Origin of the sequence: Streptomonospora mangrovi, assembly GCF_027604915.1 — a bacterium.
GTDB lineage: Bacteria > Actinomycetota > Actinomycetes > Streptosporangiales > Streptosporangiaceae > Streptomonospora > Streptomonospora mangrovi.
The window spans coordinates 117,399-143,151 of record NZ_JAJAQC010000009.1 but is presented as its reverse complement, the minus strand read 5'-3'; the positions used below and the strand labels follow the sequence as shown (position 1 = coordinate 143,151).

Genomic DNA, 25,753 nt, shown 5'->3' with positions numbered 1-25,753 from the left:
TCCCTCATGCGGCCACCGGCCGGGGCACCCAACCCGTCACTCGGCGGAGGGCGCGTGCTCCCGTTCGCGGACGAGGCCCGCGGCGGCCTCGATGCGGGTCGCGGCGGTGGACGCCGGTGCGGCGGCGTCGTCGGCCAGGAGCAGGTTGTCGGCGTAGTCGACCCCCTCGGGGACCGCGTCGGCGCCCATCGGCTCGGCGTCCCAGACGTTGCCGCGGTAGACCACGTGGTCCAGCGGCGGGGACACGGCCAGCACGGCGGTGCTGTCGGAGCGGGTGACCAGGTTCTCCTCGCACCGCACCCACGCCGCGCCGTAGTCGGTGTAGAGGCCGAAGTTGTAGGGGGTGCGCGTCTCGGTGATGACGTTGCCGCTGACCACGGCGCCGGTCGCCCAGGAGTCGCCCTGGGGGCCGGAGACGTAGACGCCCCCGCCGTCGGCCAGCGCCCCCATGGTGCGGGTGACGCGGTTGCGGGTGATGCGGGTGCCCCGGCCGGGACCGGCGGAGATGCCGCAGTGCGACACGTCGTCCACGTGGTTGCGGGTGACGGTGCAGTCGGCGGTGTCCATGAGGCCGATGCCGGGCGCGCCGGGGTAGGCCAGGCCGGTGCGGCGGACGAGGTTGTCCTCCACGAGCGCGCCGCGCGTGCCCGCGACGGTGACGGCGGCGGCCCCCAGGGTGTCGAAGTCGCAGCCGCGCACCGTGAGGCCGGCGCCGCCGCGCACCCCCAGGGCGGTGGCGCCCAGGCGGGTGAAGCGGCAGCCCTCGAACCGGACGCCGGTGGTGTCGGTCAGCACGACGCAGGCGGGCACGGTGCTGGTGCGCGTCGGGACGGTCACCCACGACTCGCCCTCGACGATCGTCACCTTCTCGATGGCGCCCTCGCCGTCGTAGTAGCCGGTGCCGTGGTAGTGCAGGAAGGCGCCGGTGCGCGCCCAGGTGGCGTCGGCCAGGACCAGCCCCTCGAAGGCGAGGTCGCGGGCGCCGTCGGCGCGCAGCAGGGCGTGCGGCGCGGGCGCGACCACGCGGACGGTCGCCGGGTCCTCGCCGGGGAGGGGCAGGTAGTGCAGGACGTGGCGGCCCGGGCGGGAGCGGTCCAGGGCGAAGGTGCCCGGCTCGGTGAGGAAGGCGGGGTCGTTCTCGATTCGGGTGGGCAGGGGCAGTCCGGAGCCGGTGTACCCCTCCCACGCGTGGTTGTAGACGTCGCCGGCCTGGGTGAACCCGGGTTGGGCCATGGTGATCACCGTGGTGTCGCCCTCGCGGGCGACGGCGGCCACGGGGCAGCGGGCCTCGGTCCAGGGGTAGACGCCGCGGTAGACGAACTCCACCGACTCCGGGCTGCGCCAGGCCAGGGGGGCGGTGCCGGCGGTGGCGTAGCCGGTGTCGGTGCGCACGGCGTCCTCGGGCAGGGCGTCCACGGCGGCGGGCTCGGCGCGGCGGCCCTCGACGTACAGCTCCCGGAAGACGAGGTTGCCGACCTCGGCGGTCCACACGCCGCCGCTCTCGCGCCACCCGGTGACGGTGCGGCCGCCGCTGACGACGGCGCGCTCCCCGTCGTGGGCGCGGAAGACGGTGCCGGAGTCCGCCTCGGTGAGGGTGAGGGTGCCGGACAGCACGTGGGTGCCGGCTCGCAGGTGCACGGCGGCGGGGCCGCCGGACTCCCGGGCCGCGTCCCGGGCGCGCTCCAGGGTGGCGAAGGGGGTGTCGAGGCCGCCGGCGGCGGTGTCGTCGCCGTCGGGGGAGACAAAGAACCTGGTCATACCGCACCACGCTTTCGTGTTTATGGCGTACACATGATATATAGCATAAACATGAGCACGCGTGCGAACGACCCCGAGGAGGGCGTGGACCTGCTGTGGCGGGGGCGCCGGGGGCAGGGACTGGACGTCGACCGGATCGTGGCGGCCGCCATCGAGGTGGCCGACGCCGAGGGGCTGGCCGGGCTCTCCATGCGCAAGGTCGCCGAGCGCCTGGGGTTCACGACCATGTCGCTGTACCGCCACGTCCCCGGGCGCGACCACCTGGTCGACCTGATGCGCGACACGGTGCTGGCCGAACTCCCCGAGCCGCCCGAGCGCGGCACCTGGCGGGAGCGGCTGGAGGCCTACGCCCACCGGGACTGGGAGCTGCGCCGGCGGCACCTGTGGCTGGCCGAGGTCCGGGGCACCCGCCGGCTGCCGGGCCCCGCCGGGGTGGCCCACTACGAGCGCCTCCTGGCGATCCTGTCCGAGACCGGCCTGCCCCCCGCCGAGGTGATCGCCGCGGCCGACCTCCTCGGCGGGTTCGTCGACGCCGAGGCGCTGACCCTGGTGGAGGCGGCCCGCGCCGAGGACGCCAGCGGCCAGTCCCACGAGGAGTGGTGGAGCGCCCGGCACTCCCTCTATGACCGGCTCGACGCCTACCCCACGATCACCGCGCTGTGGGAGGCGGGCGGCTGGGACCGCCCCGCGGACTCCTTCGCGTTCGGCCTGGCCCGCCTCCTCGACGGCATCGAACTGCTCACCGCCAAGCGTGACGAAATGCGTGACGATTCGTGTCGGGTGTGCGGCCGCCCTCTGGACCAGCCCGCCTCGGGCCGCCGCCGCGCCTACTGCTCCCCCGCCTGCCGGCAGCGGGCCTACCGCAGGGGCAGGTCGGCCTGACCGGTGGCGCCCGCCGCGCCCGCCCCGGGGGAGGTGGGCGCGGCGGGCGCCGCCTTCGCGGCGTCCTCGGCGGCGTCGTCGGGGACCCCCTCGGCGTGCCAGCGCCGCAGCAGGTCCCAGTTGACGTCGTGGGACCGGGTGTAGGGGATCCGCGCCACGAACAGCACCGACGACGGCGCGTACGCCGCGCCCCGCCGCTCCCCCACGGCGGCCCGGAGCGCGGCCGCCTCCACCGGGACCGCCGGGTCCCGCACCACAGCGCTGTGCAGGGTCTCGCCGTCGGGACCGGGGACCCCGAAGGTCGCGGAGTCCAGCACCCCCGGCTGCTCCTGGAGGACGGCGTCGACCTCCACGGCGAACACCGTGGCGCCGGCGACGGCGATCGCGTTCCTGGCCCGGCCCAGCAGGACCAGCAGGCCGTCCTCGGTGCGGTAGCCGATGTCCTGGGTGTCCAGCCAGCCCCCGCGCAGCACCCGCGCGGTGTCCTCGGGGCGGTTCAGGTACCCGGCCATCAGCAGGCGCGTGCGCACCCACACCCGCCCGCGTTCGCCCGGTCCCAGCACCCGCCCCTGGAGGTCGCGGATCTCGATGTCCACCCCGGGCACCGGGCGCCCGCAACTGCGCCGCGCCTCCGCGTCCGCCCCGGTGTAGTGCTCGGGCTCCAGCCAGGCGATGTTGCCTGCCTCGGTCTGGCCGTAGGAGCTGTAGACGATGGGGCCCAGGCGCGCCACCGCGCGGTTGAGCAGCGCGGGCGTCATCATCCCGCCCCCCGTGATCACGCAGCGCAGCGACGACAGGTCGGCGGCCGCGGCGCCGGGGTGGTCCAGCAGCCGGCGCAACTGGTGGGTGGGCAGGAAGACGTGGGTGGCCCGGTGCGCCTGCACCGCCCCGGCCACCCGCGGCGGATCGAAGTCGGGCAGCAGCACGCACTGGCCGCCGACCGCCAGGACGCCGTTCATCAGCGTCCGGCCCACCCCGCTCAACTGCTCGGCGAGGACCACGCGCGGCCCGGGGCCGTGGGCGGCCACCATCCGCGCGTACCAGATGGTCCGCGGGTCGGGCATCTTTTCCGTGAACACCCGCACGACCGGCTTGGAGCGGCCCGTGGTGCCCCCCGTGAGGCCGACGCGGACGGGCGCGCCCGGGCGCGCCTGGGGCGGGAACGGCTCGGGTGAGTGGCGGTCCAGCTCCGCCAGCAGGTCCTCGCCCTCGGCGGCGGCCCCCAGCGTGAGCAGCCGCACCCCGGGCATGGCGGCGACCGCGCGCAGCGCCGGCGCGTCGGCGGCCTCGGGGTCGGCCACCACGAACCCGGCCCCGAACTCCGCGAAGAGGCGGACGTACTCCGGCGCCGGCAGCCCCATGGGCACCTCGGCCTGCCCCCCGCCCACGTGCTCCACCGCGTGGGAGCACAGGTACAGCCCGGTGCTCAGCGGCCCGAACAGGGCGGCCATGCGGTCGGGGCCGCAGCCGCGCTCGCGCAGGGCGCGGGCCAGCCGGTACACGGTGTCCACGGCCGATCCGGCGGTCAGCCACCCGTCGCGGGCGTCGTGGAGGACCGGGCGGTCCCGGTCCCACGCCAGTACCTCCAGCAGTGTGCTCATGGCGGTTCCGTCCTCACGTGAGGGGTTGATGAAGGGACCACGGGAGCGCCCCGCCGGCGGCCGTTGCGGGGCCGGGCCGCCGGCGGGGCGCGGTCACATGCGGCGCCGGAGACCGGGCGCGGCGGGGCGCACGGCCGTGGCGTAGCGGGCGCCCGCCACGGCGGGCAGGCCCTTGTCGGTCACCAGGGGGGTCAGCAGCGCGAACGCCTCGCGCCGCAGCTCCTCCAGCAGCGGCGGCGGCAGCCGCTCGTAGAACGCGCGGACGTTGACCGTCCAGGTCCACTCCCACCAGGCGTCCACGCTGGGGAACACGAACTCCCGGACCTCCTCGGTGGCCTCGACACCGGTGAAGCCGGCCTCGGCCAGGAGCGCGGCGGGGTCCAGTTCGAAGTCGGGCATGCCGACCGGTGCGGCGCCGCCGTTCAGCCGGCGCGCGTAGGAGTGGCAGAGCGCTTCGATGTCGTGGAGGCCGGCGGGCCGCAGCGGGCCGTCGGGGACCGAGACGGCGCACCGCCCGCCCGGCCGCAGCGCGCGCAGGAACCCGGCGGCCGCGGCGGCGGGGTCGGGCAGGATGAACAGGGTGAACGCGCTCGTCACCAGGTCGTAGGAGGCGTCGGGCACGGTGAGCGTCTGGGCGTCCATCCGCCCGGCCGTGGCGTTGCGCACGCCGCGCTCGGCGATGTCGGCCGCCAGGCACTCCACCATCCCCTCAGCCAGGTCGACCCCGTGGACGCGCCCCTGGGGGCCCACGCGCTCGGCCGCCGGGAACAGGCAGGCGCCCCGGCCCGCGCCGACGTCGAGCACGCGTTCGCCCGGCCGGGGGTCGGCCAGCTCCACCAGGCGCTCGCCGAAGGTGGTGAAGTGGGCGATGTGGGGGTCCCAGTTGGCGGCGCTCCTGCTGTAGGACGCCTCGTACCCCGCGCGGGGCGGGGTCACCGCGCGCCCTCGGCGGCGACCTCGGCCAAAGACTCCGCCAGGACCTCGGCGACGGTGTCGAGGTCGGCGCGGGTGTGGGCCGTGCTGAGGAACCACGGCTCGTCGGGGATGGGGTGGAAGTACACCCCGCGCGCCTGGCAGGCGGTTTGCAGGCGGCGGTGCCCGCCCGGGTCGACCGCGCCGGTGGCGGGGCTGGTCAGGGCCACCGACATCACCGAGCCCACGCGCCGCACCTGGAGGGTGCGCTGGGCCGCCGCGGCGGCCTCGTGCACCCGCGACTCGGCGTAGGCGCCCAGCGCCTCCAGTTCGGTGTAGAGCGCCGGCAGGGAGCGGACCTTGGCCAGGGACGCGGCGACGGCGGCCATGGCCGCGTGGTTGCCGGCGTAGACGCCGGCGTGGAACGCCTCCAACTGGGCCAGGGGCTTCATGGCATCGCGGGGGCCGCCGAACGCCGCCACGGGGAACCCGCCGCCCATGACCTTGGAGAGCACGGTGAGGTCGGGCTCCACGCCGTAGCGCTCCTGCGCGCCGCCGCGCGCCACCCGGAATCCGGTGATGACCTCGTCGAAGACCAGCAGGGCGCCGGCGGAGCGGGTGAGCCGGCGCAGCAGCTCCAGGAACCCGGGGGCCGGCGCCACCACGCCCGCGTTGGCCAGGACGGGTTCGCACAGCACCGCGGCGAGGTCGCCGCCGTGCTCCTCGAACACCGCCTCCACGGCCGCGACGTCGTTCCAGCCGACCTGGAGGGTGTGCGCCATGGCCTCGGGGATCATGCCCGGCGCCAGGGGGCGGGGGCGGTAGCCGTCGCACTCGCGGGTGCGCAGCAGGGTCTCGCTCCAGCCGTGGTAGTGGCCGCCGAAGGTCAGCACCAGGGTGCGGCCGGTGAGGACCCGCGCCAGCCGCACCGCCGACATCAGCGCCTCGGTGCCGGAGTTGGCGAAGCGCAACTGCTCCACGCCGGGCACGAGTTCGGCGACCAGCTCCGCCGCCCGGCGGTCGAGGCGGTGCGGCAGCCCGGTGAGGTGGCCGCGCCCGAACTGCGCGGCGATGTGCTCGGTGACGTCGGGGTCGGCGTAGCCGAAGATGTGGGGGCCGTAGCCCATGTTGACGTCGATCAGCTCGTTGCCCTCGACGTCGCGGACGCGGGCGCCGCGGGCGGAGTCCACGACGATCGGCGCCGCCACGCCCCGGGCCCGCATGTTGCTGCTGACCCCGCCCGCGACGACGTCGCGCAGGCCGTCGTAGGCGGTCTTGTTCGACTGTGGTGCCTGCACGTCGCTGATGGTGCCGGTCATCCTCGTCCTCTCACGTGTGCGCCGGTGCGATACCGGCTCCCTGGTCGGGTACGGCGGAACCGCCGAAGCGGTCGGGGGTGTAGGGGGCGAGCAGGCGGGAGCGGTGCCCCGAGGCGATCTCCTCGGCCGCCAGCCGCCCCAGCAAAGGGCCCAGCGTGGCGCCGCTGTGGGTGACGGCCTCGTAGTAGCCGGGCACGCCGCTGAGGAAGCCGACGCTGGGGTAGCCGTCGGCGGGGAACGCGCGCACGCCCACCCGGGCGGCGGTGGGGCGGGCGCCGGCGAGTTCGGGCAGCACCGCCGCGGCGCGCTCCAGGAGTTCGGCGGCCGCCTCGGCCGCCAGGTCGGCGGCGGGCGCGGCGCCCAGCCGGGAGTCGATGGCGTCGGAGCGCAGCAGCGCCGCGCCGGCGCCGGCCGGGCGGATGCTGATGTCGGGGGCGAGCAGCATGGCGTCCAGTTCCCGCGCCAGGGGGACCTCGGCCAGCAGCCCGGCGCTGGGCGCCAGGGCGAGGGGGCCGCCGACCAGCCGGGCCACCCGGTCGGCCCCGGCGCCGGCGGCGTTGACCACGGTGTCGGCCGCCACGGCGCCGCCGTCGGCCAGGACGAGGGCGCGGACCGCGCCGTCGGCGCCGGTGCGGATGTCCACGGCCCGCGCGCCGAACCGGATGTCGGCGCCGAAGCGGCGCGCCCGCGCCAGCATCCAGTCCGCCATGGCGGGGAGGTCGACCCAGCCCTCGGCGGGGAGGTAGGCCGCCCGCGCGGCGGGCACGGCGCGGCCCGGCCCGGCGGGGACCGGGAACCCGGCGCAGGGGCCGTGGCAGGCGCGGTAGCCCTGGTGGCGCGCCGTGGCGACGGTGTCGGCCAGGGCGGGGTCGTCGCGGCTCCAGACGAGGCTGGGGCAGGGGTGGAAGCCGGGCACGCCGGTCTCGCGCAGCCGGTGCAGGGTCCGCAGGCCGGCGTGCCGCAGCTCGAAGTAGGCCCGGGGCGCCCGGCCGAACGCGGTGGCCCGGGCGAAGGAGGCACCGCTGGCGCCGGCGGCCGGCACCGGCTCGCGCTCCACCACCACGACGCGCAGGCCGCGCCGGGCGAGGTTCCAGGCGACGGCGGCGCCGAGGACGCCCGCGCCCACGACGGCTACAGCACGCACGTGTCCCGCCCCTCCTGCCCGCCCGCCCCGCCCGCCGGTGCGGCGCCGGCGGGCGGGGCGGGCGGCCCGGACCACTCCACCGACCCGGTGGGGAACTCGGCGTCCACGACGTGGCAGCGGGTGGGCACCGGCCAGCCGGTGCGGTCGCCGCCGGTGAGGTTGACCAGGACGGCGGCGTCCTCGGGGAGGTCGCCCTCGCGCCGCATGCGCACCGCGCCGGCCAGGGCGGTGGCGCTGGCGTGGCACACGGCCACGCCCTCGGTGTCGGCCAGCAGGGCGCGGGCGCCGCGGATCTCGTCGTCGCCGACCGAGAGGATCCGGCCCCCGCTGGTCCGGCAGAGGTAGCGGATGTAGGGGTAGGTCTGGCCGGGGTTGCCGCGCAGGATGGCCTCGGCCAGGCCGCGGGGGTCGTGGACCACGTGCCGGGGGGCGATCACCTCGGCGCCCTCGCGGTAGGCGTGGGCCATGGGGGCGCAACTGGCCTGCTGCACGGCCACGAACCGGGGCATGCGGGCGAGGCGCCCCAGGCGGAGGTACTCCAGGGCGCCCTTGTAGGCGCCCAGCAGGCCCATGCCGCTGCTGACTGCCTGGAAGACGTAGTCGGGGGGGTCGGCCATCCAGTCGAACGCCTCCAGGTAGGCGAGCTTCAGGCCCTCGCGCCGGGCGAGGTTGAAGAAGCCGCCCTCGGAGAGGGCGCCGGTGCGTTCGGCGAAGCGGCGGGCGGCCTGGCCGGCGGCGACGAAGTCGCCCTCGACCAGGTAGGTGGTGACGGCGCTGTGGTCGGGGTAGTTGAGGCGGTGGCGGAACCGCACGCCGCAGAAAAGCGCCATCTCGAACCCGGTGACCGACTGCACCCCGCGCGCGTAGGCGGTGGAGCTGTTTCCGGTCGAGGCCATGACGAACCGCTTCACGCCGAGTTCGGCGAACCGGGAGAGCCCCACCGAGGCGATCCGGTCTTTTGTGCTGCGCGTGGGATTGGCGCTTTCGTCTTTCAGGACGAGCCCGGGAATTCCGGTGCGGCGACCGAATCCCTCGGCCCGGAAACACGGGGTGTCGCCGTCGCCGAGCCAGAGGAGGTTTCCGCGTTCCCGGACCGGGAGGAGGTCGAAGTAACGCTGGAGGGGGTTTTCCCCGCCGGCGAGTGACACGTTTTCCAACGGGTGGATGGCGTCGATGGCGCCGCCGCAGTCGCCGCAGCGGTTGGCCAGAAGGCGTCCGGGTGATCTCCCGCAGACCACGCAGACCAGCGCGAACTGTGTTCGCTCCGCGCCCGCGGTGGATCCGCCGATAAGTTCCTCATAGCGCAGGGTGAAGCCCATAGGGGGTTTTCCTTTCCCGGCGGCACCGGCGGGGGTACTTGGCTCCGTTGATTTGTTTTCCCGTTATCACCCGCGGGTAACCGTAGTACCAGGGAATTTCATTTAATTACCCTCATCCGCATCCCGGAAAAGCGGGAAAAGAAGGGAATCACATTCCATGGTGCACATTCCCCCAAGTATCGGCGAATGGTCCGGTTTCGACGGCCTGCGGGCGCTCTGGCGGGATCGGCTGCCCGCCGTGGTGCGCGCCGCCGCCAACAGCGACTTCTACCGCAGCCGGTTCGGCCCGGACGTCCCCCGCGTGGACCTGGAGAACCTCGCCGACCTCCCCCTCACCACCAAGGCCGACCTGCGCGCCAACCACCCCTTCGGCATGGTCGCGGTGGCCCGCCGGCGGCTCGCCTCCTACCACGAGTCCAGCGGCACCTCCCTCGGCCAGGCCACCGCCTCCTTCCACACCGAGGCCGACTGGGCCGAGATGCTCGACCGCTTCCGCCGCGGCCGGTACGGCCTCACCGAGGACGACACCGTGCTCGTGCGCGTGCCCTACGCGATGGTCACCATCGGCCACCAGGTCCACGCCGCCGCGCGGGCGGCGGGCGCGCTGACCGTGCCCGCCGACGCCCGCTCGACCGCCATGACCTACCGGCGGGTCCTGGGCCTGCTGCGCGACCTGCGCGTCACCGTGGCGGCGGCCCTGCCCACCGAGCCGCTGCTGTGGGCGGCCTGCGCCCGGCTGACGGGCTCGGCGCCGCGCGACCACGCCCCCGCGCTGCGCACGCTCATCGCCACCGGCGAACCCCTGAGCCAGGCGCGCCGCCGGCGCATCACCCACCTGTGGGGCTGCGACGTCGCCCTGAGCTACGGCAACTCCGAGTGCGGCTCCAACCTCGCCGGCGAGTGCCCCGAGGGCGCCCTGCACCTGTGGGCCGACCGCTACCTGCCCGAGATCCTGGACCCCGCCACCGGCACCGCCGCGCCCGAGGGGAGCGGGCGGCTCGTCCTCACCACCCTGTACCGCGAGGCGATGCCGCTGCTGCGCTACGACACCGGCGACGCCGTCGAACTCTCCTACGAACCCTGCCCCTGCGGCTGGGCGCTGCCCCGGGTGCGGGTGCTCGGACGCTGGGAGCAGGGCGTCACCCTGGGCGGGCGCCGGGTCTACGCCTGCGACGTGGAGGAGGCGGTGTACTCCCTGCCCCCCGACCTGGGCGTGCTGTTCTGGCGGGCGGTCGAGGACCGCGGCGCGCTGCGGGTCCTGATCGAGGCCGCGGACTCGGCGGCCGGCGACGCCGCGGCCGCCCTGCGCGCGGGCCTGGAGCGGCACCTGGGGGCCGCGGCCGAGGTCGAGGCGGTCGCCCCGGGCACCCTGGTCTCCCTGGAGGAGCTGGCCCGGGAGTCCCACATCGCCAAGCCGCGCTACCTGTCCTCGGCCGGCGACGACAGCGCCGGGCTGTCCTACCCGGCGGGCGCGCCCGCACCCCAGGAGCGGGTCCCCTCGGAAGGAGCCCGCCGATGACACCGCTCATCGCGGAGCTGGAGCGCGACCCCACCCGCGTGGTGCTGCACGACCGCCGCGGCGACCTCACCGCCGGCCAGGCGCTCGACACCGTCCGCCGACTGGCCCGCGCGCTGGCCGACTTGGGCCACGGGCCGGGGCGGATCGCCGCCCTCGTCGGCCCGCTCAGCAGCCGCCTGCACCTGGCGGCCAACGCCGTGGAGCTGACGGGCGGCGGCCAGGTCGAGATCCCCGACACCCTCCCCTTCACCGACCAGGCCGGGCTCATCACCGAGTGCGGCGCCGCCCTCGCCCTCGCCGACCCCGGCGCGGTGCGCCGCACCCGCCTGCCCGACATCGCGGCGCTGCCCGGCGTCCGCCTGCTCGCCCTCGGCCCCGGCCCCGCCGGGACCGACCTGCTCGACACCGCCGCCGGGCTCCCGGCCGCGCCCTTCCCGCCCCGGGCGCGGCCGGGCGACCCCAACCGGATCACGCTGACCGGGGGCACCACCGGCCGCGCCAAGCCCGTGCTGCGCCGCTTCCGGGCCGGGCCGCCGCGCACCGCCCCCGGGGTGGCCGAACTGCTCGCGGGCGACACCCCGCCGCGGCTGCTCAAGACCGGCCGACTCACCGGGCTCGGCCGCGCCCTCGGCGACGCCGCCGTGGCGGCCGGGGGCCAGCTCATCACCCTGCCCTGGTTCGACCCGCCCGAGGTCGCCGCCGTCCTCGCCGGGCAGCGGGCCACCCACCTGGTCCTGTCGCCCTACGAACTGCGCCTGCTGCTGGACCACCTGGACACCTCGGCGGCGGCGCCGCGCTTTCCGCACCTGCGCTCCGTCCTCAGCTCCACCGCCGCCACCTCCCCGGCCCTGCTCAGCCGGGCCGTGGCCCGGTTCGGGCCGATCGTGCGCCCCGGCTACGGCCAGACCGAGGCCGGCTCGGTCGCCCGCCTGGAGCCCGCGGACTACGCCGACGGCTCCTTCGACGTCCGCCGGAGCGTGGGCCGGCCCCTGCCCGGGGTACGCGTGGAGGTGCGCGACCCGCGCGGCCGCCCCCGCGAGCCGGGCGGGCGCGGCGAGATCTGGGTGCACAGCCCCACCCTGACCACCGAGTACTGGAAGCGGCCGGAGGCCACCGCGCACGCCCTGCGCGACGGCTGGCTGCGCACCGGCGACGTCGGGTTCCTCGACCGTTCCGGGCGCCTCACGGTGCTGGGCCGGGCCGGTGAGGCGATGGAGGTCGACGGCGAGGCGGTGTTCGCCGGCGAGGTCGACCCCTGGCTCCAGGAGCACCCGGCGGTGCTGGAGTCGGCGACCTTCGACACCCCCGACGGAGCCGGCGGCACCGCCCTGCGCACCGCCGTGGTCGCCGCCCCCGGTGCCGCCGGGAACGTCGGCGAGCCCGAGCTGCGCGCGTGGCTCGCGCGCCGACTCGACCCCCGCCGGGTGCCCGCGTCGGTGCTGTTCGTGCCGCACATCCCGCTGACCTACGCCAACGAGCCCTGCCGGGACACCCTGCGCAAGTGGTTCGCCGCCAGGTGAACCCGGGGTCCGGCGCGCCTTCCGCTTCAGCGCCGGAGCGCGCGCCCGGCGCCCCGCGGGGTGCCGGGCGCGGCGCGCACCCCTCGGCGGCCCGCGCGGGCGGTCCGCGCGGCGGCGGGCGCGGGCGGCACCCGCCTCAGGGCGCCAGCACCCGCCAGGCCAGGACGGCGGCGAACACCAGCAGGCCGACCGCCGCCGCCAGGTCCACCCCCCGGTGGAAGCGGGGGCCGGTGAACCGGCCGAGCGCGGACGCGGCCAGGGACAGCACCGCGAACCAGGTGAAGGTCCCCGCGCCCACGCCCGCCAGCATGGTCCAGGGCGCGCCCGCGCCCATGCCCGGCGTGGCCGAGGACGCCGCGGCGAAGACCGCCGCCCACGCCAGGATCGTCAGCGGGTTGCCGGCCGTGGCCGCCAGCCCCACGAGGAACGCCGCGCGGGGCGAGGTCAGCTCGCGGTCGCACCCGTCTTTCTCCGGTCGGGCCAGCGCGGCGCGCAGGGCGCGCAGCGCCAGGACCGCCAGGACGGCCACGCCGAGGATCCCGGCGGTGGTACGCAGCGCCTCCCACCGGTCCAGCAGCGCGGCCACACCCACGACGCCCAGCAGGGCGTAGCCGACGTCGACCAGCGCCGCGCCCGCGCCGATCGCCAGCCCCGGCATGACGCCGCCGCGCAGCACGCTGCGCAGGCACAGCAGCCAGATCGGCCCCACCTGGGCGGCGACGACGAAACCGAAGCCGAACCCGGTGGCCAAGGCGGTGGTCACGAGTGCGGGGCCCTTCCTGACGGGAGTGGTGCGGGCCCCGCGGCTCAGGAGGTGTCGAACGCGACCACCGTCTTGCCGGGGACCGCCCGGCGGCGGTCGGGCGCCAGCGCCTCGGGCAGGCCGGCCAGCGGTGTCAGCTCACCCACCCGCAGGCGCATGGTGCCGTCGGCCAGCGCCCGCAGCGCGGCGCGGATGCCGGTGCGGACGTCGTCCTGGGACTCCAGGACGCCTCCGTAGCCGATCAGCCGGAGGTTGCCGCGGTAGAAGGATCGCACGTCGAGGCGCGTTTCGGGCGCGAACGAGGCTCCGTAGAGGGCAAGGGTTCCGTAAGGGGCCAGCAGGCGCGCGGCGGCGGCGGTGAAGTCGCCGCCGAGGGGGTCGAGCACGACGGTGGCTCCCAGGTCGGCCGCCGCCGCCAGCAGCTCCGCGGGGGTGCGGGCGACCACGGGGTCGGCGCCCAGCGCCGTGATCGCGCCGGCCTTCTCGGGCACGCCGGTCTGCCCCCACACCGCCGCCCCCGCGCTCACGGCCAGCGACACGGCGGCCGTGCCCACCCCGCCCGCCGCGCCCAGGACCAGGACGCGGTCGTCGGCACCCACGCGGGCGAGGTCGCGGACCACGCGCACGGCGGTCCGGCCGCACACGGCCGCGCACGCCGCCTGGGCGGGGTCGACCCCCTCGGGCACCGGCACGAGCGCGGCGCGCGGCACCACGGCGCGGGTGCTCCACACGCCGTCGCGGACCAGGCCCACCCCGGCGCCGTGGACCGCGAACAGGTCGCCGCCGCACCGGCCGACCCCCTCAACGCCCAGCGTGCGCGGCACCGGGGCGTCGCCGGCGACCTGGCCGGCCAGCACGTAGGTGTCCAGCGGGTTGACCGCCGCGTACACCATGTCCACCGCGGCCTCGCCGGCGGCGGGGGGCCGCCGCGCGACCTCCTCGACGCGCAGCGCGCGGTCGGGGCCGGTCACGCGGGCGGCGAGGACGGTGTCGGCCATGGTCCTCCTCATTCGCGGGGGGCGAGCAGCCGGCGCAGCGCGTCGGCGGTGCGGTCGATGTCGTGCTCGTCGACGTTGCCCAGGTGGCCGACGCGGAAGGTCTCCTCGGCCGCGCGGGGGTGGGTGCCCGCCTGGAGGAGCACGCCGTGTCCGGCGGCGCCGCGCAGCAGCTCGCCGGTGGTCAGGCCCGGCGGGGTGCGGTAGACGCTGACCCCGTTGGCGCGGTCGCGGTCGTCGGCGACCAGGTTGGCCAGGCCCTCGGCGTCCAGGGCCGAGCGCAGCCGCAGCGCCAGCCGCCGGTGGCGGCGCACGCGTTCGCGGCCCTCCTCCACGACCAGTTCCAGGCCCTCGGCGAGGGCGCCGATGAGGTTTCCGGGCAGCGACTGGTGGTAGGCGAAGCGGCCCTCCAGGGCGGCGCGCATCACCGGGGCCCAGCCGCGCAGGTCCAGGCTGTAGTGGCGCGGCGCCCACGTCCGCGCGCGCAGGGCGTCGGCGGCCCGGGGGCCGAGGGCGGCGAGGTAGAGACCGGCGGGGATCCCCAGCGCCTTGGGGGTGGAGGTGAGGTAGGCGTCGACGCCCCACACCTCCTGGCGGACGTCCTCGGCGCCGGCGGCCGAGATCCCGTCCACCAGGACCAGCGCGCCGTGGGCGCGGGCGACCCCGGCGAGTTCGGCGACGGGGGTGCGCACGCCGCTGCTGGAGTCGACGTGGGTGAGGAGGAGCGCCTGGTGGGGTTCGGCGGCCAGGCGGCGGCCGACCTCGCCGGGGTCGGGGGCGCGGCCGGGCGCGCAGGTGTGCGCGTGGGCCGGCACCCCCAGGCGCAGGCAGATGTCGCGCCAGCGGTCGCCCCACATGCCGGTGGAGGCCACCAGCACGGGGGCGCCGGGGGCGAGGAGGCTGGCGGCCAGGCTCTCCATGCCGGCGGTGCCGGTGCCGGGCAGGGCGAAGGGCAGGGCGGCGGGGGCGCCGAGGAGCCGCCGGGTGAGCACCAGCGCGCGGCGCAGGTCGCGGACGGAGGAGGGGGCGTCGATGGGGTCGGCGGCCCGGGCCATGCGGCGCAGCACCGAGGGGTGCGGGCGGGTGGGTCCCACGACCATGGGCAGGGGGTCGGGCCGCTCGGGGGGCGGGGAGGGGCGGGGGTCGGCGGCGGTTTCGGGGACCCCGCTCACTCCTCGCCCGCCGGTTCCGCGTAGTCCTGGCGGTAGGGGGTGAAGACGTCGAGGGCCACGGACCGCTCCAGCGCCCACACCTGGTGCTCCACGCCGCCCCGGACCACGAAGCTGTCGCCGGGTCCGGCCTCGAAGGAGCGGTCGCCGGCGACGACCCGGATCCGGCCCGAGACCAGGTAGGCCAACTGCTCGTGGGGGTGGCTGTGGCGGGGGAAGACCGAGCCCTCCTCCATCACGTGCTCCACGAGCATGAGGTTCTCGTTGTGGGCCAGGACCCTGCGGGTGAGGTCGGGGAAGGCGGTGCGCGGCGCGACGTCGGCCGAGGCGACGACGACCACGTCCCCGCCCCGGCGGGCGGCGGGCTGGGTCATGGGCGGGCTCCTTTGCCTAGCGGGACGGGCGGACGTAGCGGGGAAGGGGCGTGACGTCGGCGTTGACGGTGCCGGCCGAGGCCTCGGTGGTGGGGAAGTGCGCGCGGTCGAAGACCTGGTGGAGGCTTGAGGTGCAGCCGTCGGGGACCGCGACGACCACGCCGGTCTCGTCGTCGAAGGACTGGGCGCTGATGAACCGGTAGCTCTCGCGGGGCGCCATGGGGATCCGCGTCCAGCCGGTGTCGGGGTGGTCGCGGCGCAGCCGGCGGTGGAACACCGCGCGCGGGGAGTCGGCGGTGTTGACAACGCGGACGTGGACGGCGCGGATGTCGCCGTGCCAGTCGAAGCGCGCGGAGTCGTGGCGCTCGCCGGCGGGGAGGTCGGGGAGCACGGCGGGGGGCGCCGCGGGGTGGGGCAGGCGCCGGACGCGGGCGTCGGTGCCGCAGCCCGCGCAGGCGCCGCCGGGGGTGAGGCCCACCAGGCGGGCGTTGAGGCCGTAGCGGGTGATCTGGAGCAGGCCGCAGGAGCGGCACCAGGTGTTGGTGGACTCGGTGTCGTAGACGTTGCCGAGGTAGACGTGCTCCAGGCCCATGTCCAGGGCGACGCGGCGGGCGCGCTCCAGCCGCTCCACGGGGGTGCGGACGGTGTCGGTCATCTTGTAGTCGGGGTGGAACCGCACGAAGTGGGTGGGGACCTCGGGGCCGAGGCGCTCGCCGACGAACCGGGCCATGTCGCGGGCGTTCTGCTCGGTGTCGCTGAGGTCGGTCACCATGAGCGTGGAGACCTCGACGTGGCGGCCCGAGCGGTACACCTGCTCGGTGGCCTCCAGCACCGGCTCGATCCAGCCCTTGGTGACCCGCCGGTAGTACTTGGGGTCCATCGACTTGATCGAGATCGAGAAGATGTCGATGACGGGGAGGAGTTCGGCCACGGCCTCGGGGGATATGAAGAACGCCGACTTGTAGAGGTTGACGATCCCCCGGTCGCTGGCCAGGCGGGCGGTCTCGCTGACGAACTCGTGCCACACCACCGGGTCGTTGTAGGTCCAGGAGATGACCTGGATGCCGTGGCGCTCGGCGATGTCCACGACCTCCTCTGGGGTGTAGTGGAAGACGTCCTTGTCCTCGACGAACCGCGCCTGGGAGGTCTTCCAGTTGTGGCAGTAGTCGCAGTTGAGCATGCATCCGATGTTGCCCATCGAGAGGATGCGTGCGCCCGGTTCATAGTGGAAGACGGCCTCGGTCTCGATGGTCTCCTCGGTGGCGTGCACCGAGCGGCCGTAGTTCAGGCTGACGAGTTCGCCGCCCCGGTTGGCCCGCACCATGCAGAAGCCGTGCTGGCCGGGCCGGATCTTGCAGTTGCGGGGGCTGAGGTGGCATCTCACCACACCGTCGGGAAGTTTCTCCGCGAGCCGGGCCGGATATCCGGATTCCCGCCATTTCCTGTTCGCCATAGCGCACCCCTGACCGCTCGGCCGACCCCCCGGGTTCGTCCCGGGAAATCGACGGGGCAAGCCTAGAGAAATGGATTTTCCCAGTCAACGCACCATTTCATGACAATATACGACCACACCACCGATGAGGCTGGATTTCTCCCTGTTGCCGGAGTTTCCCGCGCCCGAATGGCGACTCTTCCGCATTCCGTTTCACCGGATATCATGATGAATGCGGATACTCCGCCCGGTTGTCCGCCGGATTATCCAACCGAATCCCCCGATCAGGAAATCCGAAACCACGGCAGGCCGGCGGCCGGGTCGGGCCGGATCGGGGGCGCGACGCCGACGTTTTGCCGTTTCAGCAAGAAAGGTTGCCACCGGCGGCGGTGCGGGGGCAGGTTGGGGCGGGCGCACCGACCGCCCCCGACCGACTCCCACCGACCCCCACCTGAGGCAGGGCACATGGACGAACATGCCTGGGACCGGATGTACGCCTCCCGCGAGCAGGTCTTCAGCGGCGCGCCGAACTGGGTGCTGGTGGCCGAGGCCGCCGGCCTCCCGCCGGGCCAGGCGCTGGACATGGGGTGCGGGGAGGGCGCCGACGCGCTGTGGCTGGCCCGGCGCGGGTGGCTGGTCACCGCCGTGGACGTCTCGCGGACCGCCCTGCGCCGCGCCGCCGCCGCGGGCGCCGAGGAGGCCGGCCGCGTGGCGTGGACCCACGCCGACCTCGCGTCGGCCCCGCTGCCGGCCGGCGCGTTCGACCTGGTGTCCGTGCAGTACTTTCCGCTGCGCCGGGCGGAGCCCGACGAGCTGCGCACCCTGGTGTCGGCGGTGGCCCCCGGCGGCACGCTGCTCGTGGTCAGCCACGACCTGACCGAACTGGAGCCCCGGGACGGGTTCGACCCCGACGACTACTACCGCCCGAGCGAGGTCGCCGCAGTGCTGGACGAGGGGTGGACCGTCCTCGCCGACGAGACCCGCCCCCGCCCCGCTCCCCCGCCCGAGGGCACCCACCACACCCGCGACACCGTGCTGCTGGCCCGCCGCGCGCGGTAGCGGGCGCGGCCGTCCGACCCGGCCGGGCCGGTCAGGGGGTGCGGCGCCCCCGGCCGGCGCCCGGTGTCCTCGGGGCACCGGGCGACCCGTACCGGACGTAGGACCAGACCGTGTGCGCCATCAGGCCGAGCAGGACCAGTCCGACGACGCCGTGGTACCAACGCCAGCCCACGCCCAGTCCGAAGAACCCGTCGGCGGCCATGATCCCGGCGCCGGCGCCGACCGTGAGGAGCATGCCGCCGAGCGCGGCCAGCATCAGCACGCGCGGAATCCGGCTGCCCAGGGCGGTCACGGTGGCCAGGACCAGGGCGGCGGCCGCCAGCCCGGTCGGCACCGCCAGCCACTGCACCGTCGCCACGTCCATCATCTCGCGCGCGTACGCCTCGTGCTCGGCCGCCGACACCGGCGGACCGCCGGGGAAGCCGAGCCGTCCCTGCGCGGCGAAGACGGCCTTGCCCGCGGCGTACCCCAGGAACGCGATCGCCAGCACCCACGCCGGCCAGCGCACCCGGCGCCGCCCCCCGCTCGCCGCCGCCGCGCGGAGCGCACCGCCCGGTATCCCTGCTTCATCACCTCGGGGCCCGCCGCCCCGGCTGTCCGTGTCCATACCGCCGAGTCTCGCCATGCCCCGCCCCCGGCACCTCCCCGCAGCGAAGGAACCTCCTCCCCCGCCCGGGGGAACCCGGCCCCCGGCATCGTCGGCGGCTGCTCGACTCGGGGATGGCACGCACGGCGCCCGGCTCCGGGGTGGACGACCGCCGGGGCCGGGCGCCTGGACGGCATCAGGCGGGGAGCCGGTCCCTCGTGGCCGAGCGCATGGTGAAGGCGGTGGCCAGCCCCACGACGGCCACGCCCATCACCCAGTACGACGGCGACACCGGGTCGCCGGTGGCGGCCACCAGTTGCGCCGCGATGTAGGGGGCGGTCCCGCCCGCCACGATCGTGCCGATGTTGAAGCCCAGCGCCACCCCGGTGTAGCGCACCGCGCGCGAGAACAGTTCGGTGAACAGCGGGAACGCCGGCACCTGGAGCGCGGCGTTGAGCAGCATGAACGCCAGGTACACCGCCGCCACCAGCAGCAGCCCCGGCTTGCCCGCCATCACCAGCATGATCGGGTAGGCCAGCAGCACATACCCCACGCAGCCGGCCACCAGCAGCCGCAGGCGGCCCACGCGGTCGCCCAGCGCGCCCAGGAACGGCATGCTCAGGCAGGCCAGGGCGATCACCGCCGCCGACAGCCAGTAGATCTCCTGCGCGCCGTAGCCGAGGTCGTTGATCAGGTAGATGTTCATGTAGGTCAGCCCGACGTAGCCGGTGCCGTTGGTGGCCACCGCCAGCCCCACCACCTTGAGCACCGCCAGCGGCCGGTGCCGCAGCACGCTGCGGAACGGCGCCCGCGCCACCTCCGCGCGGGCCTCCATCTCCCGGAAGTCGGGGGTGTCCTCCAGCTTGATCCGCGCCCACAGGCACAGCAGGGTCAGCGGCACGCACAGCAGGAACGGCACCCGCCAGCCCCAGTCGGTCATCTGGGCGTCGGTGAGCAGGCCGGTGGCGGCGCCCGCCACGGCCGCGGCCACCGCGAACCCCAGGGTGGAGCCGGTGGGGGTGAAGGCGCCGAAGAAGCCGCGCAGCCGGGCCGGAGAGGACTCGGCGATGTAGGTGGCCGAGCCGCCGATCTCGCCGCCGGCCGAGAACCCCTCGGCCATCCGCACCACCACCAGCAGGATCGGCGCGAGGATGCCCACCTGGGCGTAGGTGGGCAGCACGCCCATCAGCGCGCAGCACAAGCCCATGCTGACGACGGTGGAGACCAGCGCGATCTTGCGGCCGCGCCGGTCTCCGAGCCGGCCGAAGAAGATGCCGCCCAGCGGGCGCATCAGGTAGCCCGAGCCGAACACCGCGAGGGTGGCCAGGATCGAGGTGGCGGGGTTGTCGCTGGGGAAGAACAGCGGGGCGATGACGACGGCGAGGAACCCGTAGACGCTGAACGCGTAGTACTCGATCAGGGTGCCCACGCCGCCGGCGACGGCGGCGCGCAGCGCGATCCGCCGGTCGGGGGCCGGGGTGGTCGGCGGCGGGGCCGCCGCGGGGGTGCCCATGCTCTCGGTCGAGGACATGGCGGTGCCTCCTGCTGGGATGGGGATGCCGACCGCCCGGGCGGGCGTTCGGAGAATGCGCGCCGCCCGGTCGGGGCGGGTGCGGGTGCGGCGGGGCGGTGCGGGCGCCCCGCCGGCGGGCGCCCGTGGGCGCGGCGGGGTCAGTCCGCCGCGCGGGCGGCGCGGTGCTCGGCCAGGAGCAGGTTCAGGCTCCCGCCGGCCTCGATCACCTTGACGACGCGGTCGCTGAGCGGGTCGCCGGCCAGTCGCGCGCCGGTGTCGACCAGGCGCACCCGGGAGCGGCGCCAGTCGACCTCGACGCGGTCCCACCGCCGCACGGCCGTGCTGATGCCCGGGACCGCCAGCAGCGGCATGCCGTTGTAGGTCTCGCCGCGCCAGAAGCCCGGCGAGAACGACTCCGCCAGGACGGCGGTGATCCCGAGGTTGCGCAGCGCCACCAGCGGCGGGTAGTGGGGGTGGCCGTAGCCGAAGTTGCGCCCGCCCACGATCACGTCGCCGAGGCGTACCGTGTCGGCGAACTCCGGGTCGTAGCGGCGCATGCACACCGACCGCAGCACGTCGGGGTCGTAGTACTTGATGTTCTCGACGCCGATGACGAGGTCCACGTCGAAGTCGTCGCCGAAGATCCAGGCCACCCGGCCGCGGATGACGTCGGGCGGCGGCAGCGGGTTCTCGGTTCTCTCCGTGTTCTCGGTGTTCTGGGTGTTCCCGGCGCTCACCGCGGCACCTCCGCGCGGGGGTCGGTGATGCGGCCGGTCAGCGCGCTGGCCGCCACGGTCGCGGCCGAGCCCATGAAGATGTTGGCCTCGGTGCTGCCCATGCGGCCGGAGATGTTGAGCACCCCGGTGGAGATGCAGTTCTCGTCCGGCGCGAGCGGCCGCTGGTAGCCGAAGCAGAAGTCGCAACTGGACTCGGCCACGGCGGCGCCCGCCGCGCGCAGCACGTCCAGCAGCCCCTCGGCCTCGGCCCGGCGGTGGATCTCCACGGAGGTGGGCACCACGTTGAGCTGCACGGTGTCGGCGACGCGGCGGCCGCGCAGCACCTCGGCCGCCGTGCGGATGTCCTCCAGCCGGCCGCTGGCGCAGGAGCCGATGAACGCCTTGGTGACGGGCGTGCCCGCCACCTGGTCCACGTTCCGGGTGTTGGCGCCCTTGGCCGAGCCGGGCAGCACCACCTGGGGCTCCAGTTGCGACAGGTCGATCTCGTGGACGCCGGTGTAGGCGGCGCCGGGGTCGCTGTAGAGCGGCTCGAAGGGGGTGGCGGCCACCCGGCGGGCGTGTTCGAGGGACAGGTCGTCGGGGTTGAAGACGGCCGACACCGCGCCGGTGAACATCGCCATGCCGCACAGGCCCTGCCTGCGGTCGATGCTCATGGAGCGGGCGCCGGGCCCGGTGAACTCCATGACCTGGTGGGCGCAGCCGTCGGCGCCCAGGCGGGCGATGATGCTGTGGATGAGGTCGCGGTTGTCCACGCCGGGGCGGAACTCCCCGGTCAGCTCGAAGCGCACCGACGCCGGGACGTCGAGGAAGATCCGCCCGGTGACCCACGCCTCCAGCAGGTCGCGCCGCACGCCCCAGCCCAGCGCGCCGAAGGCGCCCAGGCCGCTGATGTGCCCGTCGAAGTGGATGAGGAACCGGCCCGGCAGGGCATAGCCCAGTTCGGCGGCGACCTGGTGGCCGATCCCCTCGGCCTCGTGCAGGGTGATGCCGTAGTGGTCGCACCACTCGCGAGTGACGCGGTGCACCTCCTCCTCGCGGGGGCCGCCCCGGGTGAGCATGTGGTCGATGAACACCAGGTAGCGCTCGGGCTCGGCCAGTTCGGTGATGCCGAAGTCGTCGTGCATCTGGCGGAACATGACGTCGGTGTAGCCGGGGAAGTCGTAGGCGATCATGTGGTCGGGGCGGAACGCCCGGTTCTCGCGGGGCGCCACCCGGTCCACCCCGGCGGCGCGGGCGAGGATCTTCTCGGTGATGGTGCTGGGCACGGTCACTCCCCCGCCCCGGCGGCCGCCGGCAGGTACTCGCGCTGCGCCGCCTCGACCTCGGCGAACCCGATGAGGTCGACGAACTCGTGGTGGGGGGTGGCGTCGGCGCTGACGCTCGCGGGGGGCTCACCGGCGGCCAGGCGGCCCAGCGCGGTGCGCATCGCGCGGGTGGCGGCCATGAGCACCTGGGTGGGCAGCAGCGCCACGGCCACCCCGATCTCGCGCAGCACCCGGGGGGTGAACTCGCGCTCGGTCCAGGTGGAGGCGGTGAGGGTGGCCACGAGCGGGACGCCGACCGCTTCCCGGCAGGCGGCCCACTCCTCGACGGTGGAGAAGGTCTTGGTGACCGGCATGATCATGTCGGCCCCGGCGGCGGCGTAGGACTCGGCGCGGCGCAGCGCGTCGTCGCCGCTGGAGTCGGTGCGCGCGATCACCAGCACGTCGTCGCCCACCGCGTCCTTGACGGCGCGCACCTTGCCGGCGGCCTCGGCGGCGGGCAGCAGCGGGACGGGGTCGCCCACGCAGACGGGGCAGCGCTTGGGCGACTCCTGGTCCTCCATGAACACCGCCGCCACCCCGGCGTCGCGGAAGCGGCGGCCGGTGCGCGCGGCGTTGACCGCGTTGCCGTAGCCGGTGTCGATGTCGGCGATCAGCGGGAGGTCGCTGGCCTCGCGGATGCGGCGGGTGGCGTCGAGGTTCTCCGACATCGTGTACAGCTCGGCGTCGGGGTGGCCGAGCGAGGCCGCGACGGCGAAGCCCGACGCGCACAGCGCGGAGAACCCGGCCTGCTCGGCGAGGCGGGCGGTGAGCCCGTCCCAGACCCCGGGCGCGTAGACGACCTCGGGAGAGTCCGCGGCCAGCAACGCGCGCAGTCGTTGGGCGCTCATGCCTCATCCTTCCGTTATGCGAAACGCATTTCGTTTTGAGGCTAGAGATAGCTAAGATGCTGTGTCAAGGGTCACCCACCCGTGTGACCTGAGCAGAGCACACGACTCCCACGTGCGACGACCCGACCACAGGGGCCGGCGCAGCGCCGCACCGGCCGCCCGCGACCGCACCCCGCCGGACCGCGATCACCGCCCTGCGGAACGCGTTCCGCTCGAATCACGCCACCTGCCCCCGACCCACGCCTGCCACCGACGTTCCCGACCGCCGTCTTCCGACCGGCTCCCCGACCGACGTTCCGCCACCCGACTCCCCGAGGGAGGGGCATGCGCTCCGTGTACTCCGTGATGCAGACCGAACCGCTGGGGCTGCACCTGGTCCTCGACCGCGCCGAGGCGCTGTTCGCCGACCGGGCGGTCCTCGACCGCGGCCCCGGCGGCGTCCGCCGCACCGACTACGCCGGGGTGTTCGCCGGCGCCCGGGCGCTGGCCGCGCTGCTGGCCGACCTGGGCCTGCGCCCCGGCGACAGCGTCGCCACGTTCTCCTGGAACACCGCCGAGCACCTCTGCGCCTACATCGCGCTCCCCGGATCCGGCCTGGTCATGCACACGGTCAACATCCGCATGGGCGCCGAGGAGACCGCCTACACCCTCGCCCACGCGGGCGACCGTGCCGTGCTGGTCGACGCCTCCCTGTGGGAGGTGTGGGCCAAGGTCGCGCCGCCCGACACCCTGGAGCACGTCGTCGTCACCGGCGAGGCGCCCGCCGACCTGCCCGCCGCCCACGGCGGCGCGCGCGTCCACCGCTTCGCCCTCGGCACCCCCGCCGACACCGGCACGGCTCCCGCGCCGGCCCCGCGCCCCTGGCGGCGGCCCGCCGACGAGCACGAGCCCGCCGCGATCTGCTACACCTCCGGAACCACCGGGCACCCCAAGGCCGTGGTCTACAGCCACCGCTCGGTCTACCTGCACGCGCTCACCCTGTGCGGCGCCGACGCGTTCGCCGTCAGCCACCACGACACCGTGCTGCCGGTGGTGCCGATGTTCCACGCCAACGCCTGGAACCTGCCCTACGCCGCCCTGCTCGCCGGCGCCGGGCTCGCCCTGCCCGGCCGCCACCTCGACCCCGAGCGGCTGGGTCCCTTCATTTCCGCGAGCGGGGCCACCTTCTCGGCGGGCGTGCCCACCGTGTGGTCGGCCCTGGCCGAGGCCGTGCGCGCCGGCCGGGTGCCCGCCGACGCGCTGGCACCGCTGGAGCGGGTCGTCATCGGCGGGTCCGCCGCGCCGCCCGCCCTGCTCGACGCGCTGGCGAAGCTGGGCGTGGCGCCCGTGCACGCCTGGGGCATGACCGAGTGCTCACCGGTGGGCCTGGTCGCCACCGACCCCCTCACCGCCGACGAGGACGAGCGGGCCGCCGCCCGCCGCTCCCAGGGCCGGCCGCTGCCCGGCCTGGCGGTGCGCTCGGCGGCGGCCGACGGCGAGGTCCCCTGGGACGGCGCCACCCCCGGCGAACTGGAGATCAGCGGCCCCTACGTCGTGGACCGCTACTACCGGCCCGAGAAGGACACCGAGGACTCCTTCACCCGCACCCCCGACGGCCGCCGCTGGCTGCGCACCGGCGACATGGTGGTGGTCGGGCGGCGCGGCTACGTCACCCTGGTGGACCGGGCCAAGGACATGGTGAAGTCCGGCGGCGAGTGGATCTCCTCGGTGGACGTGGAGAACCGGCTGACCGCCCACCCGGGCGTGCGGGAGTCCGCCGTGATCGCGGTGCCCGACCCCACCTGGGGCGAGCGGCCGCTGGCGGTGGTGGCCCGCGCCGAGGGCGCCGAGGGCGGCCCGGTCGCCGCCGAGGACCTGGCCGCCTACCTCGCCGAGTCGCTGCCCCGGTGGCAGGTGCCCGACCGGTTCGTCTTCGTGGACGAGGTGCCCAAGACCGGGGTCGGCAAGTTCGACAAGAAGCGCATGCGGGCGGTCTACGGCGCGGCCGGGTGAGCCCGCACCGCACCGGCCCCGCCCGCCGCGCGGGCGGGCGGGGCGCCCCGCAGGACCGGCATAAGCTGTCGACCGACGGCAGAACAGAGCACGGGGAGGCCCGTTCCGTGGCGATGACCGACGACGAAGCGGCCGGCGAGTCCAAGAGCGTCGTCAACTCGGTACTGCGCGCCTGCGGGCTGCTGGAGTGCTTCACCCACGAGCGGCCCGCGCTGACGCTGGGCGAACTCGCCCACGAGACCGGCCTGAACAAGACCACCGCCCACCGGCTGCTGGCCACCCTGGTGCAGGCCGGGTGGATCAGCCAGCGCGCGGACGGCGCCTACAAGCCGACCATGCGCATGTTCACGGTGGGCTCGACCGCGCTGGCCGAACTCAACCTGCGCGACGAGGCCCAGCCGCTGCTGCGCGGGCTCGCCGAGCGCTTCTCCCACACCGCCTACCTCATGGTGCCCGCCGAAAGCGGCGCGGTCTGCATCGACCTCGCGGAGGGCTCGGCCTCGCTGACCATCAAGAAGATCGCCGTGGGCAGCGTGCTGCCCTACCACACGGCGGCCGGGCCGACCACGATGCTGGCGTTCTCCGAGCGGCTGCGCGAGCGCTGGCTGCGGCGGCCCCTCCAGCGCTACACCCCGCAGACCGTCACCGACCCCGACGTGCTGCGGGCGCACCTGGAGAAGATCGCCGACGCGGGGTACACGGTCAGCGACGAGGACTACCTGGAGGGCGTGGGCGCGGTGGCCGCCCCCGTGTTCGGCGCCGGAGGCGACCTGGTGGCCACCATCAGCCTGGGCGGCCCGGCGGCCCACTTCCGGGGCGGCGGCCTGGTCGGCCTGATCGCCGCCGTGCGGGCGGCCGCCGCCGAACTCACCTTCCAACTGGGCGGCGGCCCGCCGCCGGAACGGGGCTAGCGGCCCTACGCTGAGCGGCCGATTGCCCGCTGAGCGGCTGGTCACCGGAGCGCCCGTCACCGATCCTCCGGTCAGGGCATACCTCTTCCACCAGCG

At 75.4% G+C, this 25,753-nt stretch carries 22 protein-coding genes; 6 read left to right on the top strand and 16 right to left on the bottom strand.

What is annotated here, in order from left to right:
- Window positions 1-36 precede the first annotated feature (36 nt).
- Window positions 37-1,758, bottom strand: a complete 1,722-nt coding sequence (locus tag LG943_RS07850; RefSeq protein WP_270071537.1) for a right-handed parallel beta-helix repeat-containing protein — start codon at window positions 1,756-1,758, stop codon at window positions 37-39.
- Between the two features lie 51 nt (window positions 1,759-1,809).
- Between LG943_RS07850 and LG943_RS07845 the strand changes: the two genes are divergently transcribed.
- Complete coding sequence (locus tag LG943_RS07845; protein WP_270071536.1) at window positions 1,810-2,640, top strand: TetR/AcrR family transcriptional regulator; 831 nt, start codon at window positions 1,810-1,812, stop codon at window positions 2,638-2,640.
- Here the strand turns inward: LG943_RS07845 and LG943_RS07840 are convergent.
- The 5 genes from LG943_RS07840 to LG943_RS07820 form a co-directional block, all read right to left on the bottom strand.
- On the bottom strand, window positions 2,616-4,241 hold the full coding sequence (locus LG943_RS07840; RefSeq protein WP_270071535.1) for an AMP-binding protein: 1,626 nt from the start codon (window positions 4,239-4,241) through the stop codon (window positions 2,616-2,618). The genes LG943_RS07845 and LG943_RS07840 overlap by 25 nt on opposite strands.
- 93 nt (window positions 4,242-4,334) lie before the next feature.
- Complete coding sequence (locus tag LG943_RS07835; RefSeq protein WP_270071534.1) at window positions 4,335-5,177, bottom strand: class I SAM-dependent methyltransferase; 843 nt, start codon at window positions 5,175-5,177, stop codon at window positions 4,335-4,337.
- Window positions 5,174-6,472, bottom strand: a complete 1,299-nt coding sequence (locus LG943_RS07830; protein ID WP_270071533.1) for an aspartate aminotransferase family protein — start codon at window positions 6,470-6,472, stop codon at window positions 5,174-5,176. Before LG943_RS07830 ends, LG943_RS07835 begins: the two co-directional genes overlap by 4 nt.
- A 10-nt stretch (window positions 6,473-6,482) precedes the next feature.
- Complete coding sequence (locus LG943_RS07825; RefSeq protein ID WP_270071532.1) at window positions 6,483-7,616, bottom strand: NAD(P)/FAD-dependent oxidoreductase; 1,134 nt, start codon at window positions 7,614-7,616, stop codon at window positions 6,483-6,485.
- Window positions 7,604-8,935: a threonine synthase gene (locus LG943_RS07820; protein WP_270071531.1), complete on the bottom strand. Its 1,332-nt coding sequence runs from the start codon at window positions 8,933-8,935 to the stop codon at window positions 7,604-7,606. Before LG943_RS07820 ends, LG943_RS07825 begins: the two co-directional genes overlap by 13 nt.
- A gap of 157 nt (window positions 8,936-9,092) precedes the next feature.
- Here LG943_RS07820 and LG943_RS07815 point away from each other — a divergent pair, with 157 nt between their 5' ends.
- Together LG943_RS07815 and LG943_RS07810 are read left to right on the top strand one after the other, a co-directional pair.
- Window positions 9,093-10,454, top strand: coding sequence for a phenylacetate--CoA ligase family protein (locus LG943_RS07815; RefSeq protein WP_270071530.1), 1,362 nt, complete (start codon window positions 9,093-9,095; stop codon window positions 10,452-10,454).
- Window positions 10,451-11,974 (top strand): class I adenylate-forming enzyme family protein, encoded by a 1,524-nt coding sequence (locus LG943_RS07810; protein ID WP_270071529.1) that lies wholly within the window; start codon window positions 10,451-10,453, stop codon window positions 11,972-11,974. The genes LG943_RS07815 and LG943_RS07810 overlap by 4 nt, the downstream gene beginning before the upstream one ends.
- 136 nt (window positions 11,975-12,110) lie before the next feature.
- Here the strand turns inward: LG943_RS07810 and LG943_RS07805 are convergent, their stop codons facing one another.
- From LG943_RS07805 to amrS, 5 genes are read right to left on the bottom strand one after another with little or no spacing between them, the layout of a single operon-like run.
- Entirely contained in the window at window positions 12,111-12,737 is a 627-nt protein-coding gene (locus tag LG943_RS07805) for a LysE family transporter (RefSeq protein WP_270071528.1), read from the bottom strand.
- 44 nt (window positions 12,738-12,781) lie between these two features.
- On the bottom strand, window positions 12,782-13,735 hold the full coding sequence (locus tag LG943_RS07800; protein WP_270071527.1) for a quinone oxidoreductase family protein: 954 nt from the start codon (window positions 13,733-13,735) through the stop codon (window positions 12,782-12,784).
- An 8-nt stretch (window positions 13,736-13,743) separates the two neighbouring features.
- Window positions 13,744-14,904 carry a pyridoxal-phosphate-dependent aminotransferase family protein gene (locus tag LG943_RS07795; RefSeq protein ID WP_270071526.1) on the bottom strand — a complete coding sequence of 387 codons (1,161 nt, stop codon included), beginning with the start codon at window positions 14,902-14,904 and terminating at the stop codon, window positions 13,744-13,746.
- On the bottom strand, window positions 14,901-15,275 hold the full coding sequence (locus LG943_RS07790; RefSeq protein ID WP_270071525.1) for a cupin domain-containing protein: 375 nt from the start codon (window positions 15,273-15,275) through the stop codon (window positions 14,901-14,903). Before LG943_RS07790 ends, LG943_RS07795 begins: the two co-directional genes overlap by 4 nt.
- 16 nt (window positions 15,276-15,291) lie before the next feature.
- The gene (gene amrS / locus LG943_RS07785; RefSeq protein ID WP_270071524.1) at window positions 15,292-16,728 is read right to left on the bottom strand and encodes an AmmeMemoRadiSam system radical SAM enzyme; all 1,437 of its coding nucleotides are present in this window, start codon (window positions 16,726-16,728) and stop codon (window positions 15,292-15,294) included.
- Window positions 16,729-17,172: 444 nt separating this feature from the next.
- Here amrS and LG943_RS07780 point away from each other — a divergent pair, with 444 nt between their 5' ends.
- The gene (locus LG943_RS07780; RefSeq protein WP_270071523.1) at window positions 17,173-17,766 is read left to right on the top strand and encodes a class I SAM-dependent methyltransferase; all 594 of its coding nucleotides are present in this window, start codon (window positions 17,173-17,175) and stop codon (window positions 17,764-17,766) included.
- A gap of 31 nt (window positions 17,767-17,797) precedes the next feature.
- Here LG943_RS07780 and LG943_RS07775 read toward each other — a convergent pair whose 3' ends face one another.
- The 5 genes from LG943_RS07775 to LG943_RS07755 form a co-directional block, all read right to left on the bottom strand.
- A complete protein-coding gene (locus LG943_RS07775; RefSeq protein ID WP_270071522.1) occupies window positions 17,798-18,274 on the bottom strand; it encodes a hypothetical protein in 477 nt (158 codons plus the stop codon).
- A gap of 274 nt (window positions 18,275-18,548) precedes the next feature.
- Complete coding sequence (locus tag LG943_RS07770) at window positions 18,549-19,883, bottom strand: MFS transporter (RefSeq protein ID WP_270071521.1); 1,335 nt, start codon at window positions 19,881-19,883, stop codon at window positions 18,549-18,551.
- A gap of 140 nt (window positions 19,884-20,023) precedes the next feature.
- Window positions 20,024-20,602: a LeuD/DmdB family oxidoreductase small subunit gene (locus tag LG943_RS07765; protein ID WP_270071520.1), complete on the bottom strand. Its 579-nt coding sequence runs from the start codon at window positions 20,600-20,602 to the stop codon at window positions 20,024-20,026.
- Window positions 20,599-21,867, bottom strand: a complete 1,269-nt coding sequence (locus LG943_RS07760) for a 3-isopropylmalate dehydratase large subunit (protein ID WP_270071519.1) — start codon at window positions 21,865-21,867, stop codon at window positions 20,599-20,601. Before LG943_RS07760 ends, LG943_RS07765 begins: the two co-directional genes overlap by 4 nt.
- A gap of 2 nt (window positions 21,868-21,869) precedes the next feature.
- Window positions 21,870-22,754: an isocitrate lyase/PEP mutase family protein gene (locus tag LG943_RS07755; RefSeq protein WP_270071518.1), complete on the bottom strand. Its 885-nt coding sequence runs from the start codon at window positions 22,752-22,754 to the stop codon at window positions 21,870-21,872.
- A 324-nt stretch (window positions 22,755-23,078) separates the two neighbouring features.
- Here LG943_RS07755 and LG943_RS07750 point away from each other — a divergent pair, with 324 nt between their 5' ends.
- Together LG943_RS07750 and LG943_RS07745 are read left to right on the top strand one after the other, a co-directional pair.
- Entirely contained in the window at window positions 23,079-24,746 is a 1,668-nt protein-coding gene (locus tag LG943_RS07750; protein WP_270071517.1) for an AMP-binding protein, read from the top strand.
- Between the two features lie 113 nt (window positions 24,747-24,859).
- Window positions 24,860-25,657 (top strand): IclR family transcriptional regulator, encoded by a 798-nt coding sequence (locus LG943_RS07745; RefSeq protein WP_270071574.1) that lies wholly within the window; start codon window positions 24,860-24,862, stop codon window positions 25,655-25,657.
- Window positions 25,658-25,753: the final 96 nt, after the last annotated feature.

Excerpts from the sequence above, each read along its gene's own strand:
- LG943_RS07850 (WP_270071537.1), bottom strand. The coding sequence starts at position 1,758 with ATGACCAGGTTCTTTGTCTCCCCCGACGGCGACGACACCGCCGCCGGC.
- LG943_RS07845 (WP_270071536.1), top strand. The coding sequence starts at position 1,810 with ATGAGCACGCGTGCGAACGACCCCGAGGAGGGCGTGGACCTGCTGTGG.
- LG943_RS07840 (WP_270071535.1), bottom strand. The coding sequence starts at position 4,241 with ATGAGCACACTGCTGGAGGTACTGGCGTGGGACCGGGACCGCCCGGTC.
- LG943_RS07830 (WP_270071533.1), bottom strand. The coding sequence starts at position 6,472 with ATGACCGGCACCATCAGCGACGTGCAGGCACCACAGTCGAACAAGACC.
- LG943_RS07820 (WP_270071531.1), bottom strand. The coding sequence starts at position 8,935 with ATGGGCTTCACCCTGCGCTATGAGGAACTTATCGGCGGATCCACCGCG.
- LG943_RS07815 (WP_270071530.1), top strand. The coding sequence starts at position 9,093 with ATGGTGCACATTCCCCCAAGTATCGGCGAATGGTCCGGTTTCGACGGC.
- LG943_RS07810 (WP_270071529.1), top strand. The coding sequence starts at position 10,451 with ATGACACCGCTCATCGCGGAGCTGGAGCGCGACCCCACCCGCGTGGTG.
- LG943_RS07800 (WP_270071527.1), bottom strand. The coding sequence starts at position 13,735 with ATGGCCGACACCGTCCTCGCCGCCCGCGTGACCGGCCCCGACCGCGCG.
- LG943_RS07790 (WP_270071525.1), bottom strand. The coding sequence starts at position 15,275 with ATGACCCAGCCCGCCGCCCGCCGGGGCGGGGACGTGGTCGTCGTCGCC.
- amrS (WP_270071524.1), bottom strand. The coding sequence starts at position 16,728 with ATGGCGAACAGGAAATGGCGGGAATCCGGATATCCGGCCCGGCTCGCG.
- LG943_RS07780 (WP_270071523.1), top strand. The coding sequence starts at position 17,173 with ATGGACGAACATGCCTGGGACCGGATGTACGCCTCCCGCGAGCAGGTC.
- LG943_RS07770 (WP_270071521.1), bottom strand. The coding sequence starts at position 19,883 with ATGTCCTCGACCGAGAGCATGGGCACCCCCGCGGCGGCCCCGCCGCCG.
- LG943_RS07755 (WP_270071518.1), bottom strand. The coding sequence starts at position 22,754 with ATGAGCGCCCAACGACTGCGCGCGTTGCTGGCCGCGGACTCTCCCGAG.
- LG943_RS07750 (WP_270071517.1), top strand. The coding sequence starts at position 23,079 with ATGCGCTCCGTGTACTCCGTGATGCAGACCGAACCGCTGGGGCTGCAC.
- LG943_RS07745 (WP_270071574.1), top strand. The coding sequence starts at position 24,860 with ATGACCGACGACGAAGCGGCCGGCGAGTCCAAGAGCGTCGTCAACTCG.